Genomic DNA, 20,772 nt, shown 5'->3' with positions numbered 1-20,772 from the left:
TCGGTGACGGACTGGGCAATGGATGAGCTGATGTTGGTGGGCGTCATGATGGCGTTGCTGGTACTGGGTGGTTCCTTGATGGGGTGGCTCAGCATGCTGCGCATCAAGGCGCTGGAGCAGCAACTGCGCGACATGGAGGTCAGGCTTGCTCGCGAGCTTCCTGCTCATGGCGCTCCGGTTATGCACACCCCCTTGCGAGAAGGGGGTGTGGGCAAATCGTCTGGCGAAGTGCCACCCCAGGAGGGGCTGGCAGCATTCGGTGCAACACCACCGATCAGCGACTCTCGAGCCGCTGGATCATCCAGTGGGGGCCGCTCTCTGTCCTACCGGCTGCTTCAGCGTTTGTTGCATGGCGCTGCCTCCAGTCGTTCAGGCGAGGTGGGGCAGGGCGCAGACCCCGCAAGCAAGACATCAGAAGTGCTGCCGGGGGGGATGTCACGTCTGCTGACGCTGCTCCAGGAACACTGGATGATTCTTGTGGGTGCCTTGTCTCTGGTGATGGCAGGCATCCTGCTCGTTGGGTACTCCCTTGAGCAGGGCTTGCTGGGGCCGGGGGTACGGATGGCGTTGGGACTCGGGTTCGGCCTGAGCATGACGGTATTGGCTGAGTGGATGAGGTTGCGTACATCCCAATCATCGAGTTTGACAGGCGCCGTCAGTGGTGCCGGTAGTCTGGTGCTCGCGGCGAGTCTGTTGGCTGGTCACTTTCTGCTTTCACTGGTGTCCATGCCGGTTACCTTCGCACTGTTGGCAGTCTTGAGCCTATGGATGCTGGAGCGTGCGCGGCACCACGGGCCGTGGCTGGCAGCATTGGGCATGTTGGGTGGATACGCCCTGCCCTTGGCACTGCCCATTCACCAGCAATGGCAGGAGGCCTCAACCTTGCTGTTGCTGGGGCATGTGGGTGTGATCGCGGCGGCGTGTCGGGTGCTGTATCGGCAGGTTGCGGTGAGCTGGTTGTATTGGGGCGGTCTGATGGGGGCGCTCACCTGGTGGTTGCTGTTGATGCCCTTCGGCATCTCCTCTGGCACGACATTGCTGGTGGGGCTGTTGTCTTGGGGGAGTGGTGCCTGGCTGGCCGTGCTGGCGCTGGGTTATCTGTGGGAGCGGGATCCATTCACTGGCGCCACAGAAAAGAATGGGCGACAAGCGAAGGCCTCACTTGCGGTCTGGTTGCCTTGGCGTGCATCTATTGAGCTGCGTCGGCACTGGCTAGCCGGGGGGCTTGTCTCAGTGAGCGTCGTGCTGGGGCTCTGGCTGCCCTGGCTGGGTAGTCTCGTGCATGGCGTCTCCTTTGACTCATTGGTGGCGCCTTCCGATATGGCCGGCTCCGGTGTGTCCTTGTGGCAGCGGGGTTGGCTGGCAAGTCTTTTGCCGATGCTGGTGATTGCCTGGTCTAGTCGGCGCCATGCAGTGCTGTGGTCGATGGTCGTTGCCGGCAACGGGCTCTGGCTGCTGGTGTGGGGGCTTGTTTTGACGGCATCGCATTCGAGCAGCGTGATGTTCAGTCCGTTGATATTGAGTGTCGGTCTGTTGTCGCTGGCGCGTTGGCGGCCGCATCATGATGCGGGTGAGGGAGCAGAGAGGCCGCTTGAAGCCTGTTGGTGGGCATTGGCGACCATGGTGCCGCTGCTGGCGTGGGCTCTGGCCCTCTGGCAGGACGTCATGCCATGGTCGACCGAGGCGAGCGATGCAGAGAGGCTGATCAACACAGGGTTGCCGCCATTGATCTGGGGGCTGGTGTGCTGGGCAGGTGCCATACGTTTTCAGGCCCGTGAAGGTGCTCAGCTTGCCGCTGGGCTGTGGCTGCCCGCGCAGGCCGGGATATTCCTTGCCCTGGTGGCAGTGCTGGAGGGGCCATCGCTGACCCTGGCGCTGGCTCTGCAACTATTGGGTTTGACCGTTTGTGAATGGCGCTGGTATCGCGAGGGCCATATCGCGGGGCGCTCCGTGTTTGCTGAACTGTCACGCTTGCTGGCGTGGGGCGTCGTGGTTCGCTTGATGTGTGGCGTAGCGAATGACAGCTATGCCGATATCGCGCACTGGCCACTGCAGATATTCCTGCCGGTGCTGGCATGTGTCGCTCTCAACAGTTATGGCATGCGCCATCGCATGCATGTCCAGCGCTGGTTGGAAGGGGTCGTGATACAGCTGGCGCTTGCCACGACCGTGCTGGAGGTTCGCTACCTGCTGACGGATGGTCAGCCTTTCACGGGGTACCTTTCATTCCCGGAGCTGTCCGTGCAGGTGCTGGCACTTGGTGGTGTGGCGGCGGGCTATGCCTGGCGTGCCAGCGGCTCGGTCCAGAATGTCGCCTTGTATCGCACATTGGCCTATGGCGTTGGAGGGCTGGCAGCAGTCATCTGGGTTGCGGGTGTCGTATTGGCGTACAACCCGCTTTGGCAGGGGGCTGATGTGGGCCGCTGGCCGCTGGTGAATTGGCTGCTGCCTGCCTATGGTATACCAGCATTGGGGGCGGCTCTGGTCTGGCACCTTGCGGGGGCCGGCACGCGACTGCGTCACCTTTGCGAGGTGGCGGGGCTGCTGGCGCTTGGGTTGTGGGTCGGACTCAGTCTGCGCCATGTCTGGCATGGACATGCGCTGGAGTTCTGGCACGGGGTCGAACAGGCTGAGCTCTATGCCTACAGCATTGCACTGTTGATCGTTTCCGCCGGTCTCGTGATCAGTGGCGCGAGAATGGTGCAGACGCATTGGCAGCGAGTGGGGCAGGGGTTGCTGGTGGTGACAGTTCTCAAGGTGGGAGTCTGGGATACCGCCACCCTTGAGGGGCTGTGGCGAGTAGGTTCATGGTTGGGGCTGGGCAGTGTCCTGATGCTGCTTTCCGCCTTGTTCAACCGCCTGGCGGGGGCGGGAAAGCGCGCCGGGGAGCGGGATTGACGAAAAGAGCGCTATCTTTGGTCGTTGTTCTTGGCTCGCAAGCCCATGAATCCGATAGAATGTGCGCTTTTGCACAGGGGCAGGCCTCCGCATGACCATCCGTGATCTCATTCGTCTACTTGGAGATGGTGGCTACCACTCCGGAGAGGCCCTGGGCGAAGAGCTCGGGGTGTCGCGTACGGCGGTCTGGAAGCAGCTCAAGAAACTTGAGGCGCTCGACATTCCGCTGGAAGCCATCAAGGGGCTTGGCTATCGACTGGCCAACCCCATCGAGTTGCTCGATGGTCAACAGATCATCGAGGCGCTGCCGCGCGAGACTCGCAAGCATCTGACGCGCCTGTTCGTCGAGGAGTCGGTGGACTCGACCAATACCTTCATCCGCGAGCGCTTTCGACAGGGAGCCGGCCATGCCGAGGTCTGTCTGGCTGAGGTGCAATCGGCCGGGCGTGGCCGTCGTGGGCGTGAGTGGGAGACTCCGTGGGGGCGCAGCCTGGTCTTCTCGCTTGGCTGGCGCTTCGAATCAGGCGCCGCATCGCTTGAGGGTTTGAGTCTGGCGATCGGCGTGGCGGTGGCGGAGGTGCTGGAGGCCGATGGCCTGCCCGCGCGCCTCAAGTGGCCCAACGATGTCCTGCTGCAGATACAGAAGGATCAACCCAAGATCGCTGGCATCTTGGTCGAGGTCACAGGTGATGTGTCCGGCCCCTGTGATGTCGTCATCGGTATCGGCATGAATATCGAGTTGCCGGCGTCCCGACGCGAGGCGATCACTCAACCGGTGGCTGCGGTACGTGACATCATTCCCGGTGCTTCGCGCAATCGCTATGCCGCGCGTCTGATGGAGTCGTTGCTGGCGCTGTTGCCTGAGTTCGAGTCGCAGGGCTTTGCCGGATGGCAGGCGCGCTGGAATGAGCGTAATGCCTTCAAGGGGCGTAATGTGGTGGTTCTGCGCGGAGACAGACGAGAAGAAGCCGTGGCAGAAGGTGTCGATATCAATGGAAATCTCGAGGTGCGCATGAATGGCGAAACCATCACTCTCGCCGGTGGCGAGATCAGTCTGCGCGCCGTCTCATGATTCTGGATCTTGATATCGGTAATACCTTGTCGAAGTGGCGTCTCAAGGACACCGTTTCCAGCGAGATCCGCTCACGCGGCGCCGTCTGGACGCGAGAGGAATGGCGGCCGGGCGAGGACATTCCTGACCTGGATGTCGTCACGGCCGTGCGTATCTCCAGCGTGGCGCGCAAGCAGGTGCTGGATGAGACGGTGGAATTGCTGCGCAAGCAGGTCGGCGTCGTGCATGTCGCGCACTCGACGCGGGAGGCGCTGGGCGTCACCTGCGGCTATGAAGAACCGCAACGCCTGGGCGTCGATCGCTGGTTGGGCGCACTCGCTGGCCATCATCTTACCGGGGGGTGTTGCAGTGTCGATTGCGGTAGCGCGATCACGGTGGATTTCGTGCTGCCGGGAGGCAAGCATCTTGGGGGCTATATTCTCCCGGGGCTGCGTCTGATGAAGGAAAGCCTCAAGCTGGGCACACGCAATGTGGCCATCGACCCGGATACCGAAGTGGATACGCTGCTGGCGCCGGGGCGCAATACCGTGGAAGCCGTGAATCATGGCATCTACATGGCGGCTGTCAGCGCGGTCAATCGCCTCTATGCCGAGGTCTGCGATCGTGAAGGGGTAGCCTTGCCGCTGCTGCTGACCGGCGGTGACGCGCGGGTAGTGGCGCGCGGTCTGCGGGTGCCGCATGCGCTGTGGCCGGATATGGTGTACGCCGGACTGGAGGCGCTGTATCCATTGACCGCTGCCGAACGGGCAGGGCGCCTGTCAGGAGCGCCCGACCAGCCGCGAGTGCCTGACCTAGAAAAACTTCGCTCAGGGCTTGCGCTCACCCAGATGCTTTGACATACTACGTCCCGTTCTGAGGCGATACATTCCCTCAAGCGCTTGAAGTAGAATGAAATCAAGCACTTGACAGCGTATCCCAGGCGGCGTAAGATTCGTCGTCACAGATGGTGGGGTTCCCGAGTGGCCAAAGGGAGCAGACTGTAAATCTGCCGCGAAAGCTTCGAAGGTTCGAATCCTTCCCCCACCACCAGATTCGCTTATGATGCCGCGTGCATCAGGGCAGCAAGAGTTGGAAAGCGGGCATAGTTTAATGGTAGAACCTCAGCCTTCCAAGCTGATGACGCGGGTTCGATTCCCGCTGCCCGCTCCAGTTCATCTCGCCAGTCGAGATTGCGCAAAGGTTTTGCTCGTGTAGCTCAGGGGTAGAGCACACCCTTGGTAAGGGTGAGGTCGGCGGTTCAAATCCGCCCACGAGCTCCATACAACGGAAAGGCGAGTCGTGGTTTGGCTCGTCTTTTTCGTTTCCGACGACCTCCCAGGTCGCGGTCAAAGATAAGGCTTGTCAGTTTGGGTTGTCTCGGCTATGATGGCGCCCGCTGTTCATTCAGCCTTGTTTTTAGTCTCTGGAACACGCAAGTGTTACAGGCCAGTAGCTCAATTGGCAGAGCAGCGGTCTCCAAAACCGCAGGTTGGGGGTTCGATTCCCTCCTGGCCTGCCATCCTTCCCCAGGATGGTATTCGACTTCTTACCGATTCTCGATTCTAGCGATCGCTGCACCCTTGAGGAGTCTCTTTGATGAAACAGAACGCCGAGGTGCAGGAAGCGCGCCACGACGGGTTCAAGTGGTCGGTCGTTGTCATTCTTCTTGTGCTGGCTGTTGCTGGCAACGCCTATTTTGCTGACCAAGCGCTGCTTTATCGCGTGCTTGGCGTCGTCGTGCTTGGTGTTGCCGCGGCTGCTCTGGCGATCACGACCAACAAAGGCCGTGATGTTGTCGAGCTGGCAAGTAGTGCGCGCCGCGAGATCCAGCGCGTCGTTTGGCCGACCCGACAGGAAACTGTCCAGACAACTGCCATCGTGCTGGGTGCCGTGCTTATCGTGGGCCTGTTGCTATGGCTCATCGATACCACCCTCGGCTGGCTGATGTCCGGCATCGTCAGTTAACGGAGTTTCCATGTCCAAGCGTTGGTATGTCATACACGCCTATTCCGGTTTCGAAAAGCAGGTCATGCGTTCGCTCAACGAGCGTGTGAAGCTTTACGCCATGGAAGATCATTTCGGTGAGATTCTCGTGCCGGTCGAAGAAATCGTCGAAATGCGTGACGGCAAGCGCCGCAAGAGCGAGCGCAAGTTCTACCCGGGCTACGTGCTGGTCGAGATGGACATGAATGATGAGTCCTGGCACCTGGTGAATGAAACCCCGCGCGTCATGGGTTTCATTGGCGGAACCCCGGAGAAGCCGGCGGCGATTACCCAGAAGGAAGCCGACGCCATGCTGCGTCGCGTTCAGGATGGTACCGACAAGCCGCGACCGAAGACTCTCTTCGAGCCGGGTGAGACGGTGCGTGTCACTGATGGCCCGTTCGCCGACTTCAATGGTGTCGTTGAAGAAGTGAATTACGAAAAGAGCCGTCTGCAGGTCAGCGTGCTGATCTTCGGGCGTGCCACGCCGGTGGAGCTTGAGTTCTCCCAGGTCGAGAAGGATTGATCCTCGGGTCACTCTTCTGCCTGTTTGAATACGAGCATCACGGCAACACGACGGGTCGCCTGAGGCGACCCGGTTTTACGGGGAGCCGCAAGGCGCTACCACCCATACTGGAGTCCTATCATGGCCAAGAAAGTACAGGCTTACATCAAGCTGCAGGTCGCAGCCGGTAAAGCTAACCCGAGCCCGCCCGTGGGTCCTGCCCTCGGTCAGCACGGTGTCAACATCATGGAGTTCTGTAAAGCGTTCAACGCCGCTACCCAGAACGTCGAGCCGGGTCTCCCGACTCCCGTGGTCATCACTGTCTACTCCGACCGTAGCTTCACTTTCGTCACCAAGACGCCGCCTGCGGCCGTCCTGCTGCTGAAAGCTGCCGGTCTGAAGTCCGGTTCTGGTGAGCCGAACAAGAAGAAAGTCGGCACCGTGACTCGCGCTCAGCTGGAAGAGATCGCGACCACCAAGGAACCGGATCTGACAGCTTCCAACCTGGACGCTGCTGTTCGCACCATCGCCGGTACTGCCCGTAGCATGGGCCTGAACGTGGAGGGTCTTTGATCATGGCCAAGATTTCAAAGCGCGCCCAGGCGATCAACGCGAAAGTTGAATCCGGCAAGGTCTACAGCGTCGAAGAAGCTGTCGCACTGCTGTCCGAGCTGTCCACCGTCAAGTTCAAGGAGACCATCGAAGTCTCTCTGAACCTGGGTGTTGACCCGCGTAAATCCGATCAGGTCGTTCGCGGCGCTACCGTAATGCCGAATGGCACCGGTAATGAAGTGCGCGTCGCTGTCTTCACCCAGGGCGCCAACGCTGAAGCAGCGAAGGAAGCCGGTGCAGACGTGGTCGGCATGGACGAGCTGGCAGAACAGGTCAAGAAGGGCGTGATGGACTTCGACGTCGTCATCGCTTCTCCGGATGCCATGCGCGTTGTCGGTCAGTTGGGCCAGATCCTCGGTCCGCGCGGCCTGATGCCGAACCCGAAGGTTGGCACCGTGACGCCTGACGTCGCGACTGCCGTGAAGAATGCCAAGGCTGGTCAGGTGCGTTTCCGTACTGACAAGAACGGCATCATTCACGCCGGTATCGGCAAGATCGACTTCAGTGCAGACTCCATTCAGGGTAACATTGACGCCCTGGTGGCCGAAGTCAAGAAGCTGAAGCCGAGCACTTCCAAGGGTGTCTACCTGAAGAAGATCACCCTGTCCAGCACCATGGGTCCGGGTCTGACTGTCGATCACGCCAAGTACGCGTAAGGCAGTCTCAGAATGTTTCACTTTGCGGTCCCCGTGCTCAGCCGCGGGGCGCCGTCAAAGACCGCAGGCGCTGGCCTTGTCATCTCGGTGGCGGGGCCGGCTTAATCGCGCCGCGATGCTTGCATTGCGCGTAGCCTGCGCAGATGGTGTCCCAGCCTTGCTGGTGGCAGCCATCCTCCAAGACTCTCCCGCGCAGTTCTGGTGAGAGAGATGGTAAACCACTGGGGAATTCGTTCCCCGGCACGAAATGGAGTCAACACCGTGGCTTTAGGTCTCGAAGACAAGAAGGCAATTGTTGCTGAGGTCAGCGAAACCGCCAAGGGTGCTCTCTCCGTAGTCGCTGCCGACTCTCGTGGTGTGACTGTTGGTGCAATGACCGAATTGCGCAAACAGTGCCGCGAAGCGGGCGTCCAGCTGCGTGTTGTTCGCAACACTCTGGCTCGTCGCGCGCTGTCCGGTACCTCTTACGAGGTGCTGAGCGAGTCCTTCGTCGGCCCGACTCTGCTTGCATTCTCCATGGAACACCCGGGCGCTGGCGCTCGTCTGTTCAAGGAATTTGCCAAGAAGGTCGAGGCGTTCGAAGTCAAGGCATTGGCCTACGAAGGCGAGTTCATCCCGGCGGCGAATATCGACCGTCTGGCATCTCTGCCGACCCGCGATGAAGCACTGTCCAAGCTGCTGTCTGTCATGAAGGAAGCTTCTGCAGGCAAGCTGGTCCGTACTATCGCAGCACTGCGCGATCAGAAGGAAGCCGAAGCCGCCGCGTAAGCAGCGCTTTGACCTCCTGGCTGTCTCGTGCAGCCTGAATCGATTTCCGTTTGACCGAGCATCTTTGCTCCGCAAAGTTTAGGATTGCTAAAATGGCACTGACCAAAGAAGACATCATCAACGCCGTCGCTGACATGACCGTCATGGAAGTGGCTGAGCTGATCGAAGCAATGGAAGAGAAGTTCGGCGTTTCCGCCGCTGCCGCCGTCGTCGCTGGCCCGGCCGCTGCTGGTGAAGCCGCTGAAGAACAGACTGAATTCGACATCGTTCTGACTGCCGCCGGTGACAAGAAAGTCAACGTCATCAAGGCTGTTCGTGAACTGACTGGCCTGGGCCTGAAAGAAGCCAAGGCAGCTGTCGACGGCGCTCCGGCCACCCTGAAGGAAGGTGTGAGCAAGGAAGACGCTGAAGAAGCGAAGAAGAAGCTGGAAGAAGCTGGCGCGTCCGTGGAACTCAAGTAACTCGTGTTCCAGGCTACGCACGCTGCGTAAGCTTCCTGGCTGGTGGCGGACTCCGCCACCAGCCTTTTTCTGTTGCAAGACGAATTATGACGGCGAGCCAGCCCGCAAGGGAGGCTTGCCGTCCGCGCCTGATGGACATCGCCGCGCCATCAGGGATGAGCCGACCACGCATCGGTCACCCAAGGTGAACAAGCTGGGGAATACAGATGGCTTACTCATACACTGAGAAAAAACGCATCCGCAAGGATTTTGGCAAACTGCCCCAAGTGATGGATGTGCCTTACCTGCTGGCCATCCAGCTTGATTCCTACCACGACTTTCTCCAGCAGGACAGGGCGCCAGAACAGCGCCTGGAAGTCGGCCTTCATGCTGCCTTCAAGTCCGTGTTCCCGATTGCCAGTTTCTCTGGCAACGCAGCGCTCGAGTATGTCAGCTACCGCTTCGGTACGCCGGCGTTCGACGTCAAGGAATGTCAGCTGCGCGGAGTCACTTACTCTGCCCCGCTGCGCGTGAAAGTGCGCCTGATGATCTATGACAAGGAATCGTCAAACAAGGCGATCAAGGACATCAAGGAGCAGGAAGTCTACATGGGGGAAATCCCCCTGATGACAGAGAACGGTACCTTCGTCATCAATGGTACCGAGCGTGTCATCGTGTCACAGCTGCATCGCTCGCCGGGTGTGTTCTTCGACCACGACAAGGGCAAGAGCCACTCGTCCGGCAAGCTGCTGTACTCCGCACGTGTGATTCCTTACCGCGGTTCCTGGCTGGACTTCGAGTTTGATCCGAAGGATAACGTCTACGTCCGTATCGACCGTCGTCGCAAGCTGCCGGCTTCCGTTCTGCTGCGTGCCATGGGCATGACCAGCGAAGAGATTCTCGGCACTTTCTTCGACACCACGATGTACCACATCGAGCGCAGCGGCTTCTCCGTTGAGCTGGTGCCGGCACGTCTGCGTGGCGAGACCGCCGCCTTCGACATCAAGGATGCCGACGGTAGCGTGATCGTGGAGGAAGGTCGTCGCATTACACAGAAGCACGTCCGTCAGATGGAAGCCTCCGGCCTCGAGCGTCTCGAAGTGCCGATGGAGTACCTGTACGGCAAGGTGCTGGCCAAGGATCAGATCGATCCGGCCACTGGTGAGCTGGTCTGCGAGAGCAACAGCGAGATCACTCCTGAGCTGCTGGAGAAGATGGCGCAGGCCAAGATCACCCAGTTCGAGGTCATCTACACCAACGACCTGGATTGCGGTCCGTTCATGTCCGATACCCTGAAGCTGGATACCACGCGTAACCAGCTTGAGGCATTGGTCGAGATCTACCGCATGATGCGTCCGGGCGAGCCGCCCACCAAGGATGCAGCAGAGTCTCTGTTCCAGAACCTGTTCTTCAGCGAAGACCGCTACGACCTGTCGGGCGTGGGTCGCATGAAGTTCAACCGTCGCCTGCGTCGCGAAAGCGATACCGGTAGCGGCGTGCTCGATCAGGACGATATCCTGACCGTCATGAAGGAGCTGATCGGCATCCGTAACGGCAATGGCGATGTCGATGATATCGACCACCTGGGCAACCGTCGCATTCGCTCTGTGGGCGAAATGGCGGAAAACCAGTTCCGTGTCGGTCTTGTCCGTGTCGAGCGTGCGGTCAAGGAGCGTCTGTCCATGGCCGAGAGCGAAGGCCTGATGCCGCAGGATCTCATCAATGCCAAGCCGGTTGCGGCGGCGGTGAAGGAATTCTTCGGTTCCAGCCAGCTTTCCCAGTTCATGGACCAGAACAATCCGCTGTCCGAAGTGACGCACAAGCGCCGTGTCTCCGCGCTTGGTCCGGGTGGTCTGACTCGTGAGCGCGCCGGCTTCGAAGTTCGTGACGTTCACGCCACGCACTACGGCCGTCTGTGCCCGATCGAGACGCCGGAAGGCCCGAACATCGGTCTGATCAACTCGCTGGCGACCTACTCCAAGACCAACAGCTATGGCTTCCTCGAGACGCCGTACCGCAAGGTCGTGGATTGTCAGGTCACCGACGATGTCGTCGATCTGTCCGCGATCGAGGAAGGCGATTTCATCATCGCCCAGGCCTCCGCGACCGTCGACGAGAACGGCCGCCTGGTCGACGACCTGGTCCAGGTTCGTCACCGTGGCGAGACCACCTTCATGGCGCCGGAAAAGGTCACCATGATGGACGTGTCTCCGCGTCAGGTCGTCTCCGTCGCTGCCGCACTGATCCCATTCCTTGAGCACGATGATGCCAACCGCGCCTTGATGGGTGCGAACATGCAGCGTCAGGCCGTTCCGACCCTGAAGGCTGACAAGCCGCTGGTCGGTACCGGTATGGAGCGCTTCGTGGCGCGTGACTCCGGCGTCTGTGCCGTGGCACGTCGTGGCGGCGTCATCGATTCCGTCGATGCCAAGCGCATCGTCGTACGTGTGCGGGAAGAAGAGATCATCGGCGGTGAAGCCGGCGTTGATATCTACAACCTGACCAAGTACGTGCGCTCGAACCAGAATACCTGTCAGAACCAGCGCCCGATCGTGCGTCCTGGCGATGAAGTCGCCATCGGCGACATCCTGGCCGACGGCCCGTCCGTCGACATGGGGGATCTGGCCCTGGGTCAGAACATGCGTCTGGCGTTCATGCCCTGGAATGGCTTCAACTTCGAGGATTCCATCCTGTTCTCGGAGCGTGTGGTGCAGGAAGATCGCTTCACCACCATCCACATCCAGGAACTGACCTGTGTCGCGCGTGACACCAAACTCGGGCCGGAAGAAATCACTTCCGATATCCCGAATGTCGGCGAATCCGCACTCTCCAAGCTGGATGAGTCCGGTGTCGTCTACATCGGTGCCGAGCTGAACCCGGGCGACATCCTGGTCGGCAAGGTCACGCCGAAGGGCGAGACCCAGCTGACGCCGGAAGAGAAGCTGTTGCGTGCCATCTTCGGCGAGAAGGCGTCCGACGTTAAGGATACCTCTCTGCGTGCCCCGACCGGCATGAAGGCTACCGTCATCGACGTTCAGGTCTTCACCCGTGACGGCGTCGAGAAGGATCAGCGCGCGCTCTCCATCGAGCAGATGCAGCTGGCCGAGGTCCGCAAGGACCTGCAGGAAACCTACCGCATCGCGGAAGAGGCGACCTTCGAGCGTATGCAGCGCAACCTGGTCGGTCAGGCCGTCAACGGTGGTCCGAAGCTCAAGAAGGGCGACGTGTTGACCGATGACTACCTGGAAGCACTGCCGCGCCAGGAGTGGTTCAAGCTGCGTCTGCAGGACGAGTCTCTCAACGAACTGCTGGCTCAGGCCGATGAGCAGCTCGAGATCCGTCGTCGCGAGATGGACGAGCGCTTCGAAGACAAGAAGCGCAAGCTCACCCAGGGCGATGATCTGGCACCGGGCGTGCTCAAGATCGTCAAGGTCTACGTCGCCGTGAAGCGTCGTATCCAGCCGGGTGACAAGATGGCCGGTCGTCACGGTAACAAGGGTGTCATCTCCGCGATCATGCCGGTCGAAGACATGCCGTTCGATGGCAATGGCGAGTCGGTTGACGTCGTGCTGAACCCGCTGGGTGTCCCGTCGCGCATGAACGTCGGTCAGATCCTCGAGACCCACCTCGGCATGGCCGCGCGGGGTCTGGGCGTGAAGATCGAGCACATGCTGCGCGAAGAGCGCGCCGAGCAGGTCAAGCAGATCCGCGAGTTCCTCGACAAGGTGTACAACACCGTCGGTGGCCGCCAGGAAGACCTCTCCGTGCTCAGTGATGACGAGGTCATCACCCTGGCGCACAACCTGAAGAAGGGCGTGCCGATGGCAACGCCGGTCTTCGATGGTGCCAAGGAGCATGAGATCAAGCAGTTGCTCACGCTGGCCGATATCCCTGATTCCGGCCAGATGGACCTCTACGATGGCCGCACCGGCGAGAAGTTCGATCGCAAGGTGACCGTCGGTTACATGTACATGCTCAAGCTCAACCACCTGGTGGATGACAAGATGCATGCGCGTTCGACCGGCTCCTACTCCCTCGTCACGCAGCAGCCGCTGGGTGGTAAGGCGCAGTTCGGTGGTCAGCGCTTCGGTGAGATGGAGGTCTGGGCCCTCGAGGCGTACGGCGCTGCCTACACCCTCCAGGAGATGCTCACGGTCAAGTCCGATGACGTGGAAGGCCGTACCAAGATGTACAAGAGCATCGTAGATGGCGATCACACCATGCAGGCGGGCATGCCCGAATCCTTCAACGTGCTGGTGAAGGAAATCCGCTCGCTGGGTATCGACATGGAGCTGGAAGGCTGACGCCGAAAAGCCACAAGTATTGACGGTCCGCAAAGCCTGGTGTCAGCAGCCAGGCTTTGCCCATGACAACTCCGCAACGGAGCGACCCATGAAAGATTTGGTGAAAGTTCTCAAATCGCAGGCGCAGTCCGAAGAATTCGACGCCATCAAGATTACCCTGGCGTCTCCGGACATGATTCGCTCGTGGTCTTTTGGTGAAGTGAAGAAGCCTGAAACCATCAACTACCGGACATTCAAGCCGGAACGTGATGGTCTTTTCTGTGCCAAGATCTTTGGCCCGGTGAAGGACTACGAGTGCCTGTGTGGCAAGTACAAGCGGATGAAGCATCGCGGCATCATCTGTGAGAAGTGTGGCGTTGAAGTGACCAAGGCGGCAGTGCGTCGTGAGCGTATGGCTCACATCGAACTGGCGAGCCCGGTCGCGCATATCTGGTTCCTGAAGTCTCTGCCGTCCCGTATCGGCATGCTGCTCGACATGACTCTGCGTGATATCGAGCGCGTGCTCTACTTCGAAAGCTTCGTGGTCATCGACCCGGGCATGACGACCCTCGAGAAGGGGCATCTGCTCAACGATGAGCAGTACTTCGAAGCGCTGGAAGAATTCGGTGATGATTTCGACGCCCGCATGGGTGCCGAGGCCATCAAGGCGCTGCTCGAGGACATCGAGCTGGAAGAAGAGGTCGAGCGCCTGCGCGAAGAGATTCCGCAGACCAACTCCGAGACCAAGATCAAGAAGCTGTCCAAGCGCCTCAAGCTGCTGGAAGCCTTCTACTATTCCGGCAACAAGCCGGGCTGGATGATCATGGAAGTGCTGCCAGTGCTGCCGCCGGACCTGCGTCCGCTGGTACCGCTGGACGGCGGCCGCTTCGCGACCTCGGATCTGAACGATCTGTATCGTCGTGTGATCAACCGCAACAACCGCCTCAAGCGTCTGCTCGACCTCAATGCGCCGGATATCATCGTGCGCAACGAGAAGCGCATGCTGCAGGAATCCGTGGACGCACTGCTCGACAACGGTCGTCGCGGTCGCGCCATCACCGGTTCCAACAAGCGTCCGCTGAAGTCGCTGGCCGACATGATCAAGGGCAAGCAGGGCCGTTTCCGTCAGAACCTGCTGGGCAAGCGTGTCGACTACTCCGGTCGTTCCGTCATCACCGTCGGCCCGACCCTGCGTCTGCACCAGTGTGGTCTGCCGAAGAAGATGGCGCTTGAGCTGTTCAAGCCGTTCATCTACGCCAAGCTGCAGGCCTCCGGTCACGCCAGCACCATCAAGGCCGCCAAGAAGATGGTCGAGCGCGAAGCCCCGGAAGTCTGGGATTTCCTCGCCGACGTCATCCGCGAGCACCCGGTGCTGCTGAACCGTGCCCCGACTCTGCACCGTCTGGGTATCCAGGCGTTCGAGCCGCTGCTGATCGAAGGCAAGGCCATCCAACTGCACCCGCTGGTCTGCGCTGCGTACAACGCCGACTTTGATGGTGACCAGATGGCCGTTCACGTACCGCTGACGCTGGAAGCCCAGCTGGAAGCGCGTGCGTTGATGATGTCGACCAACAACGTGCTGTCGCCGGCCAACGGCGAGCCGATCATCGTGCCGTCCCAGGACGTCGTGCTGGGTCTGTACTACATGACCCGCGAGAAGATCGGTGCCAAGGGTGAGGGCATGGCCTTCGCGAACCTGGGTGAAGTCGAGCGTGCCTTCGGCACTCACAGCGCTCACCTGCACGCGATGGTCAAGGTCCGTCTGACCGAGACACTCAAGGACGAAGAGTCCGGCGAGCTGTACGAGAAGACGTCCCTGCACGACACCACCATCGGTCGCGCATTGCTGTTCCGCATTCTGCCGAAGGGCATGCCGTTCGAGCTGATCAACCAGGTGATGAAGAAGAAAGCCATCTCCGGTCTGATCAACGAGGCGTACCGTCGCGTCGGTCTGAAGGACACCGTCATCTTCGCTGACCAGCTGATGTACACCGGCTTCCGTCTCGCGACCTGGTCCGGCGCCTCCATCGGTGTCAACGACTTCGTCATTCCGGACGCGAAGAAGGTCATCATCGACGCGGCCGAAGACGAAGTGAAAGAGATCGAAGACCAGTTCTCCTCCGGTCTCGTGACCGCAGGCGAGAAGTACAACAAGGTCATCGATATCTGGGCGCGTGCCAACGACCGTGTCGCCAAGGAGATGATGTCAGGTATCTCGAAAGAGACCGTCGTCAACTGGAAAGGCGAAGTGGTCAATGACGAAGACGGTAAGCCGATGGAGCAGGACTCCTTCAACAGCGTCTTCATCATGGCCGACTCCGGTGCGCGTGGTTCTGCTGCGCAGATTCGCCAGCTGGCCGGCATGCGTGGCCTGATGGCCAAGCCGGATGGCTCGATCATCGAGACGCCGATCACCGCCAACTTCCGTGAAGGTCTGAACGTACTCCAGTACTTCATCTCCACTCACGGTGCTCGTAAGGGTCTGGCGGATACGGCACTGAAGACCGCCAACTCCGGTTACCTGACCCGTCGTCTGGTCGATGTCGCCCAGGATCTGGTCATCACCGAAGCGGATTGCGGCACTCAGGAAGGTCTGATTCTGCACCCGGTCATCGAAGGCGGCGACATCATCGTCCCGCTGTCCCAGCGTGTGCTGGGTCGTGTCGTGGCGCAGGACGTGGTGGATCCGGTCTCTGATGAGGTCCTGATCCCGCGTGGCACGCTGCTCGACGAAGCCTGGTGTGCACAGCTCGATACCATGGGCGTCGATGAGATTGTCGTGCGTACCACCATCGCGTGTGAGACCGTGCACGGTGTCTGTTCGGCCTGTTACGGCCGTGACCTGGCGCGTGGCCATCAGGTCAACGTCGGTGAAGCCATCGGTGTCATCGCGGCACAGTCCATCGGTGAGCCGGGTACCCAGCTGACCATGCGTACCTTCCACATCGGTGGTGCCGCTTCGCGTGCCTCCGCCGTGGATAGCGTTCAGGTCAAGCATGGTGGCAGCGTACGTCTGCACAACATCAAGTCGGTCGAGCGTGCCGATGGCAAGCTGATCGTCGTCTCGCGTTCCAGCGCACTGGCAGTGGCGGATGACCACGGCCGTGAGCGCGAGTTCTACAAGCTGCCGTACGGTGCTGAGCTATCCGTGCGCGATGGTGACAAGGTCGAGTCCGGTCAGGCCGTCGCCAAGTGGGATCCGCACACTCACCCGATTGTCGCCGAAGTGGCGGGTCAGGTGCAGTTCACGGATATGGAAGATGGTCAGACCATCAACCGTACCACCGACGAGATGACAGGCCTGTCCTCCATCGAAGTCATCGAGAGCGCCTCGCGTCCGTCCGCGGCACGTGACAAGCGTCCGATGATCATGCTGGTGGATTCCAGTGGCAAGCACGTGACACTGCCGGGCTCCAACACGCCGGTCCAGTACCTGCTGCCGGGCAATGCCGTGGTATCCGCCGAGAATGGTGCGGCCGTCGGCGTGGGTGACGTCATCGCTCGTATCCCGATGGAGGCGTCCGGTAACAAGGACATCACCGGTGGTCTGCCGCGTGTTGCTGACCTGTTCGAGGCGCGTCGCCCGAAAGAGCCGGCCATTCTGGCCGAGATCTCCGGTACCGTGACCTTCGGCAAGGAAACCAAAGGCAAGCGTCGTCTGACCATCACACCGGTGGAAGGTGATCCGTTCGAGCTGTTGATCCCGAAGTGGCGCCAGATCAGCGTCTTCGAAGGTGAAACGGTCGAGAAGGGTGAAGTCATCTCCGATGGCCCGAGCAACCCGCACGATATCCTGCGTCTGCTCGGTGTTGCGGAAATGGCCAAGTACATCACCACCGAAGTCCAGGAGGTCTATCGCCTCCAGGGTGTCGGCATCAACGACAAGCACATCGAAGTCATCGTGCGTCAGATGCTGCGCAAGGTCGAAATCACCGATTCCGGCGATTCCACCTTCATCACAGGCGACCAGGTGGAATACGCCCGCGTCGTCGAAGAAAACATGCGTCTCGAGGCCGACGGCAAGTTCCCGGCCAAGTTCGATCGCATCCTGCTCGGTATCACCAAGGCGAGCCTGGCAACTGAATCGTTCATCTCCGCGGCGTCCTTCCAGGAAACCACGCGAGTTCTGACCGAGGCATCTGTCACCGGCAAGCGCGATTATCTCCGTGGTCTGAAGGAGAATGTCGTTGTCGGTCGCCTGATTCCGGCGGGCACTGGCCTGGCCTATCATGACGAGCGTCGCCGCCGTCGTGATGGCCTGCCGCTCGCACCGGCCCCGTCGGCACAGGACGTCGAGCAGGAATTGGGCGCACAGCTCACTGCCCTCGACGCGGACGACGACGACCTCTGAGGTCTTGCGCCCCGCCGTCTCTGACGGCGGGGTTGACGCCCTTGTGGCTCAAGCCCTAGAATATGCAGCCTTTAACAGTAGGGCAGGTGCATCCTGCCCTGTTGTTGGAAGGCAGTACAACCCATTGGAGCAAGCAAATGGCAACCGTTAACCAGCTCGTGCGCAAGCCGCGCAAGCGTCAGGCGTCCAAGAGCGACGTCCCTGCGCTGCAGGCATGCCCGCAGAAGCGTGGCGTGTGTACCCGTGTATACACTACTACCCCGAAGAAGCCGAACTCCGCACTCCGTAAGGTTTGCCGTGTTCGCCTGACCAACGGCTTCGAAGTCACTTCATACATCGGCGGTGAAGGTCACAACCTTCAGGAGCACTCTGTTGTTCTGATCCGTGGCGGTCGTGTGAAGGATTTGCCGGGTGTCCGTTACCACACCGTTCGTGGTGCACTGGATACCTCTGGCGTGCAGAACCGTAAGCAGGGCCGTTCCAAGTACGGCGCCAAGCGTCCGAAGGCGTAATTCAAAGTTTAATATCGGTCTGATAAGAGTAAGGTCGGGCGTCGCGTCCAACGCGAGGCGTCCCGGGTTTACCTGAAGGACCCTTCTACTGAGGGCTTATCATGCCTAGAAGACGTGTAGCAGCTAAGCGCGAAATTCTGCCGGATCCGAAGTTCGGAAGCGAGCGCCTGGCCAAGTTCATGAACCACCTGATGATCAGCGGCAAGAAGTCTGCAGCTGAGCGCATCGTTTACGGTGCTCTCGATCGTGTTGCCGAACGCTCCAATGACGAGCCGCTGGATCTCTTCGACAAGGCGCTGGAAGCCATCCAGCCGATGGTCGAGGTGAAGTCCCGTCGTGTTGGTGGTGCAACCTACCAGGTGCCGGTTGAAGTTCGTCCTTCCCGTCGTCAGGCACTGGCCATGCGTTGGCTGGTGGACGCTGCGCGCAAGCGTGGCGAAAAGACCATGGTGCAGCGCCTCTCTGGCGAGATCCTGGATGCCGCTGAAGGCAAGGGTTCTGCTGTGAAGAAGCGTGAAGACGTGCACCGCATGGCAGAAGCCAACAAGGCCTTCTCCCACTACCGCTTCTAAACAACGGGGATACTCACCGTGGCACGCAAGACTCCACTTAAGCGTTACCGCAACATCGGTATCTGTGCCCACGTCGACGCCGGTAAGACTACCACTACCGAGCGCGTCCTGTTCTATACCGGCCTGTCTCACAAGGTCGGCGAAGTCCACGATGGTGCTGCCACCATGGACTGGATGGAGCAGGAACAGGAACGTGGCATCACGATCACCTCTGCGGCGACCACCTGCTTCTGGCAGGGCATGAACAAGCAGTTCGACGAGCACCGTATCAACATCATCGATACTCCGGGGCACGTTGACTTCACTGTTGAAGTCGAGCGTTCACTGCGTGTTCTCGATGGCGCGGTCGTGGTGCTGTGTGGTTCTTCCGGTGTCCAGCCGCAGACAGAGACTGTCTGGCGTCAGGCCAACCGTTACGAAGTTCCGCGCATGATCTTCGTCAACAAGATGGACCGCGCTGGCGCGGACTTCTTCATGGTCGTCGATCAGGTGCGCAAGCGCCTGGGCGCGAACGCCGTCCCGATCCAGATCAACTGGGGTGCGGAAGACGAGTTCAAGGGCGTCATCGATCTGATCAAGATGAAGGCCATTGTCTGGGACGAAGACAATCACGGCATGAACTACGAGCTGATCGACATTCCGGCCGAGCTGCAAGAGACAGCTGCCGAGTGGCGTGAACACATGCTTGAGTCTGCTGCTGAATCGTCCGAAGAACTGATGGACAAGTACCTTGAAGAAGGCGAGCTGTCCGAGGAAGAAGTCAAGGCTGCGCTGCGTCAGCGTACCCTGGCCAACGAAATCTGCCTCGTGACCTGTGGTTCTGCCTTCAAGAACAAGGGTGTCCAGGCGGTTCTGGATGCGGTCATCGAATACATGCCGTCTCCGCTTGAGGTCAAGGCCATCGAGGGTGAGCTTGACGACAAGGCCGGTACCATCGAGACCCGCGAAGCTGACGACAAGGCTCCGTTCGCGGCGCTGGCGTTCAAGATCGCGACCGATCCGTTCGTTGGTACCCTGACCTTCATTCGCGTCTACTCAGGCGTGCTGAAGTCGGGTGATGGCGTCTTCAACTCCGTCAAGAGCAAGAAGGAGCGTGTCGGTCGTATCGTCCAGATGCACTCCAACTCTCGTGAGGAGATCAAGGAAGTCTATGCTGGCGATATCGCCGCATGTATCGGTCTGAAAGACGTGACCACCGGTGACACCCTGTGTGACCCGGATCACAAGATCGTGCTTGAGCGCATGGAATTCCCTGAGCCGGTCATCTCCGTTGCCGTCGAGCCGAAGTCCAAGGCCGACCAGGAAAAGATGGGTGTTGCACTGGGCAAGCTGGCCCAGGAAGATCCGTCCTTCCGCGTCGAGACCGACGAAGAGTCCGGTCAGACCATCATCTCCGGTATGGGTGAGCTTCACCTGGACATCCTCGTCGACCGCATGCGTCGCGAGTTTAATGTCGAGGCGAACATCGGCAAGCCGCAGGTGGCTTACCGTGAGACCATCCGTACCAAGGTCGAGCAGGAAGGCAAGTTCGTTCGTCAGTCCGGCGGTCGTGGTCAGTTCGGTCACGTCTGGCTTCGCATTGAGCCTCTCACTGCAGAGGACAAGGGCGACGACGAAGAAATGACCTTCAAGTTCGAGTCCGAGATCGTCGGTGGTGCGGTTCCGAAGGAATACGTGCCGGCCGTCGAGAAGGGCGCCGCTGAGCAGCTCAAGAATGGTGTCATCGCCGGTTATCCGATGATCGACGTCAAGGTCACGCTGTTCGATGGTTCCTACCACGACGTCGACTCCAACGAGACTGCGTTCAAGGTCGCCTCTTCCATGGCGATCAAGGCCGGTGCCCCGAAAGCGGGTGCGGTGCTGCTTGAGCCGCTCATGAAAGTCGAAGTCGTCACGCCTGAAGATTTCATGGGTGACGTCATGGGCGACCTGAACCGTCGTCGTGGCCTCGTTCAGGGCATGGATGATTCTTCCACTGGCAAGATCATCAATGCACTGGTGCCGCTGGGTGAGATGTTCGGTTATGCGACCGACCTGCGCTCACAGACCCAGGGCCGCGCAAGCTACTCCATGGAGTTTGCGAAATACGACGAAGCACCGAACAGCATCGTCGAAGCCGTCATCAATCAGAAGTAACCGAT

General features: G+C 60.0%; 14 protein-coding genes and 4 tRNA genes. All 18 read left to right on the top strand.

The features are described 5' to 3' along the window. Positions 1-18: 18 nt before the first annotated feature. The 18 genes from AC5WNJ_RS16370 to fusA all read left to right on the top strand — a co-directional run bounded on the left by AC5WNJ_RS16370 (position 19) and on the right by fusA (position 20,767). On the top strand, positions 19-2,898 hold the full coding sequence (locus AC5WNJ_RS16370) for a DUF2339 domain-containing protein (RefSeq protein ID WP_495930211.1): 2,880 nt from the start codon (positions 19-21) through the stop codon (positions 2,896-2,898). A 91-nt stretch (positions 2,899-2,989) separates the two neighbouring features. Then, on the top strand, positions 2,990-3,970 hold the full coding sequence (locus AC5WNJ_RS16365) for a biotin--[acetyl-CoA-carboxylase] ligase (protein ID WP_176678193.1): 981 nt from the start codon (positions 2,990-2,992) through the stop codon (positions 3,968-3,970). Further along, positions 3,967-4,806, top strand: a complete 840-nt coding sequence (locus AC5WNJ_RS16360; protein WP_175090305.1) for a type III pantothenate kinase — start codon at positions 3,967-3,969, stop codon at positions 4,804-4,806. The genes AC5WNJ_RS16365 and AC5WNJ_RS16360 overlap by 4 nt, the downstream gene beginning before the upstream one ends. A 109-nt stretch (positions 4,807-4,915) precedes the next feature. After that, a tRNA-Tyr gene (locus tag AC5WNJ_RS16355) sits at positions 4,916-4,999 on the top strand. A gap of 46 nt (positions 5,000-5,045) precedes the next feature. Beyond that, positions 5,046-5,119, top strand: a tRNA-Gly gene (locus tag AC5WNJ_RS16350). Positions 5,120-5,154: 35 nt separating this feature from the next. Next, a tRNA-Thr gene (locus tag AC5WNJ_RS16345) sits at positions 5,155-5,229 on the top strand. Positions 5,230-5,392: 163 nt separating this feature from the next. Continuing rightward, positions 5,393-5,468: transfer RNA gene (locus tag AC5WNJ_RS16340), tRNA-Trp, on the top strand. A gap of 77 nt (positions 5,469-5,545) precedes the next feature. Next, the gene (gene secE / locus AC5WNJ_RS16335) at positions 5,546-5,914 is read left to right on the top strand and encodes a preprotein translocase subunit SecE (RefSeq protein ID WP_043334897.1); all 369 of its coding nucleotides are present in this window, start codon (positions 5,546-5,548) and stop codon (positions 5,912-5,914) included. Between the two features lie 10 nt (positions 5,915-5,924). Then, entirely contained in the window at positions 5,925-6,458 is a 534-nt protein-coding gene (gene nusG / locus AC5WNJ_RS16330; RefSeq protein WP_176678191.1) for a transcription termination/antitermination protein NusG, read from the top strand. Between the two features lie 120 nt (positions 6,459-6,578). Then, on the top strand, positions 6,579-7,010 hold the full coding sequence (rplK, locus tag AC5WNJ_RS16325; protein ID WP_043334893.1) for a 50S ribosomal protein L11: 432 nt from the start codon (positions 6,579-6,581) through the stop codon (positions 7,008-7,010). Positions 7,011-7,012: 2 nt separating this feature from the next. Next, the gene (gene rplA / locus AC5WNJ_RS16320; RefSeq protein ID WP_176678190.1) at positions 7,013-7,705 is read left to right on the top strand and encodes a 50S ribosomal protein L1; all 693 of its coding nucleotides are present in this window, start codon (positions 7,013-7,015) and stop codon (positions 7,703-7,705) included. A gap of 261 nt (positions 7,706-7,966) precedes the next feature. Then, positions 7,967-8,473, top strand: coding sequence for a 50S ribosomal protein L10 (gene rplJ, locus AC5WNJ_RS16315; RefSeq protein ID WP_176678502.1), 507 nt, complete (start codon positions 7,967-7,969; stop codon positions 8,471-8,473). 92 nt (positions 8,474-8,565) lie between these two features. Next, complete coding sequence (rplL, locus tag AC5WNJ_RS16310) at positions 8,566-8,934, top strand: 50S ribosomal protein L7/L12 (protein ID WP_043334886.1); 369 nt, start codon at positions 8,566-8,568, stop codon at positions 8,932-8,934. A 206-nt stretch (positions 8,935-9,140) separates the two neighbouring features. Then, positions 9,141-13,217: a DNA-directed RNA polymerase subunit beta gene (gene rpoB / locus AC5WNJ_RS16305; protein ID WP_176678189.1), complete on the top strand. Its 4,077-nt coding sequence runs from the start codon at positions 9,141-9,143 to the stop codon at positions 13,215-13,217. Positions 13,218-13,305: 88 nt separating this feature from the next. Continuing rightward, on the top strand, positions 13,306-17,547 hold the full coding sequence (gene rpoC, locus AC5WNJ_RS16300) for a DNA-directed RNA polymerase subunit beta' (protein ID WP_495930210.1): 4,242 nt from the start codon (positions 13,306-13,308) through the stop codon (positions 17,545-17,547). A gap of 137 nt (positions 17,548-17,684) precedes the next feature. Then, complete coding sequence (gene rpsL, locus AC5WNJ_RS16295; RefSeq protein ID WP_043334880.1) at positions 17,685-18,059, top strand: 30S ribosomal protein S12; 375 nt, start codon at positions 17,685-17,687, stop codon at positions 18,057-18,059. Positions 18,060-18,160: 101 nt separating this feature from the next. Then, entirely contained in the window at positions 18,161-18,631 is a 471-nt protein-coding gene (rpsG, locus tag AC5WNJ_RS16290) for a 30S ribosomal protein S7 (RefSeq protein WP_043334878.1), read from the top strand. 18 nt (positions 18,632-18,649) lie between these two features. Beyond that, positions 18,650-20,767 (top strand): elongation factor G, encoded by a 2,118-nt coding sequence (gene fusA / locus AC5WNJ_RS16285; protein WP_176678187.1) that lies wholly within the window; start codon positions 18,650-18,652, stop codon positions 20,765-20,767. Positions 20,768-20,772: the final 5 nt, after the last annotated feature.

The sequence above is a fragment of the Cobetia sp. PDI-23MA genome, from assembly GCF_059507735.1.
The sequence above is the reverse complement of the archived record's forward strand: the minus strand, read 5'-3'. Positions and strand labels throughout refer to the sequence as shown.

What these genes read in the sequence shown, in the direction of transcription:
- rplL (WP_043334886.1), top strand. Translation starts at nt 8,566, where the DNA reads ATGGCACTGACCAAAGAAGACATCATCAACGCCGTCGCTGACATGACC.
- nusG (WP_176678191.1), top strand. Translation starts at nt 5,925, where the DNA reads ATGTCCAAGCGTTGGTATGTCATACACGCCTATTCCGGTTTCGAAAAG.
- rplA (WP_176678190.1), top strand. Translation starts at nt 7,013, where the DNA reads ATGGCCAAGATTTCAAAGCGCGCCCAGGCGATCAACGCGAAAGTTGAA.
- rplK (WP_043334893.1), top strand. Translation starts at nt 6,579, where the DNA reads ATGGCCAAGAAAGTACAGGCTTACATCAAGCTGCAGGTCGCAGCCGGT.
- rpsL (WP_043334880.1), top strand. Translation starts at nt 17,685, where the DNA reads ATGGCAACCGTTAACCAGCTCGTGCGCAAGCCGCGCAAGCGTCAGGCG.
- AC5WNJ_RS16370 (WP_495930211.1), top strand. Translation starts at nt 19, where the DNA reads ATGGATGAGCTGATGTTGGTGGGCGTCATGATGGCGTTGCTGGTACTG.
- AC5WNJ_RS16365 (WP_176678193.1), top strand. Translation starts at nt 2,990, where the DNA reads ATGACCATCCGTGATCTCATTCGTCTACTTGGAGATGGTGGCTACCAC.
- rpoB (WP_176678189.1), top strand. Translation starts at nt 9,141, where the DNA reads ATGGCTTACTCATACACTGAGAAAAAACGCATCCGCAAGGATTTTGGC.
- secE (WP_043334897.1), top strand. Translation starts at nt 5,546, where the DNA reads ATGAAACAGAACGCCGAGGTGCAGGAAGCGCGCCACGACGGGTTCAAG.
- rpoC (WP_495930210.1), top strand. Translation starts at nt 13,306, where the DNA reads ATGAAAGATTTGGTGAAAGTTCTCAAATCGCAGGCGCAGTCCGAAGAA.
- AC5WNJ_RS16360 (WP_175090305.1), top strand. Translation starts at nt 3,967, where the DNA reads ATGATTCTGGATCTTGATATCGGTAATACCTTGTCGAAGTGGCGTCTC.
- rpsG (WP_043334878.1), top strand. Translation starts at nt 18,161, where the DNA reads ATGCCTAGAAGACGTGTAGCAGCTAAGCGCGAAATTCTGCCGGATCCG.